The sequence below is a fragment of the Mesorhizobium sp. P3_A9 genome (genome assembly GCF_056402975.1).
In genome coordinates this window covers 1-1,025 of record NZ_JBFUGJ010000730.1, presented here as the reverse complement: position 1 = coordinate 1,025, position 1,025 = coordinate 1, and the positions used below count along the sequence as shown (strand labels likewise).

Annotated in this window: 1 protein-coding gene and 1 pseudogene; one reads left to right on the top strand and one right to left on the bottom strand. The window is 57.9% G+C overall.

What is annotated here, in order from left to right; all coding sequences use genetic code 11:
• Positions 1-85 precede the first annotated feature (85 nt).
• Positions 86-457 carry a 30S ribosomal protein S12 gene (gene rpsL, locus AC1DX0_RS36360; protein ID WP_006333356.1) on the bottom strand — a complete coding sequence of 124 codons (372 nt, stop codon included), beginning with the start codon at positions 455-457 and terminating at the stop codon, positions 86-88.
• 483 nt (positions 458-940) lie between these two features.
• Here rpsL and AC1DX0_RS36355 point away from each other — a divergent pair.
• Positions 941-1,025, top strand: a pseudogene (locus tag AC1DX0_RS36355) (transcriptional regulator); the annotation flags it as partial.

The window sequence follows — 1,025 nt, the reverse complement described above, 5'->3', positions numbered from 1 at the left end:
TTTCTGCACTGAGACGACGCGACATGGCATTTGACTCTCAAAATCAAATCCAGACCCAAACAAGCAGCGCAAGGGCCGGAAAATCTTACTTCGGACGCTTGGCGCCGTACTTCGAACGGCGCTGCTTGCGGTTCTTCACGCCCTGCGTGTCGAGCACGCCGCGGATGATGTGGTAGCGAACGCCCGGAAGATCCTTGACGCGGCCGCCGCGGATCATCACCACGGAGTGTTCCTGAAGGTTGTGACCTTCGCCGGGGATGTACCCGATCACTTCAAAACCATTGGTCAGGCGGATCTTGGCCACCTTGCGCAGCGCCGAGTTCGGCTTCTTCGGCGTCGTTGTATAGACGCGCGTGCAGACGCCCCGCTTCTGCGGGTTCTGCTGCATGGCCGGGACCTTGTTGCGCTTCACCGGCGCAATGCGCGGCTTGCGGATCAGCTGGTTGACGGTAGGCATTAAACCCTCTTGTCTCTCAATTCCGTGTCTCGCCCGGTCAGGGCCGCTCAAAGCGTCATTTCCATACGCAAATTCGGGCCATAAACCGCGCCTCGCGGTCTTGCCCGAACAAATGGCAGAGGAAGCGGAAGCCGCTTCGTGCACGCCGGAAATGTCTTTTCGCTCGTAAAACGAACCCTGTTTGAGGCAAACTCCAAAGCGTGTCGCTTCGGAAGGGAGAGCCTCACATCGGTTCTGACTGGCCGGCTTCTACTCGTAAGCCCGCGAACCGTCAACCCCGGTGTGGCAAATATTGCATCGAAGCCGGGGCTTGGCAGCTATGCGAAAACCGCATGTAATTTTCTTTCGCCGTTTTGCAAGCGCGAGGAAGAAAGTGACCCGCGTTCGACTGTTGCAAAGCCATGCTTCATGCGAAAAGTCGGCATGAGCAGCCCAAATCCCCTCGCCCACCCAGTATCTTTGGCAAAAAACAGGAATCAGCCCGTGAACGACAATGAGGAGCGCCCGGTCACCATCATCACCGGCCGGGTATGGAAGARGAAGGGCGGCAAAGTGGAGGGCGTGCATG

Bases quoted from the DNA above. Each gene is read 5' to 3' on its own strand.
- rpsL (WP_006333356.1), bottom strand. From the start codon at position 457: ATGCCTACCGTCAACCAGCTGATCCGCAAGCCGCGCATTGCGCCGGTG.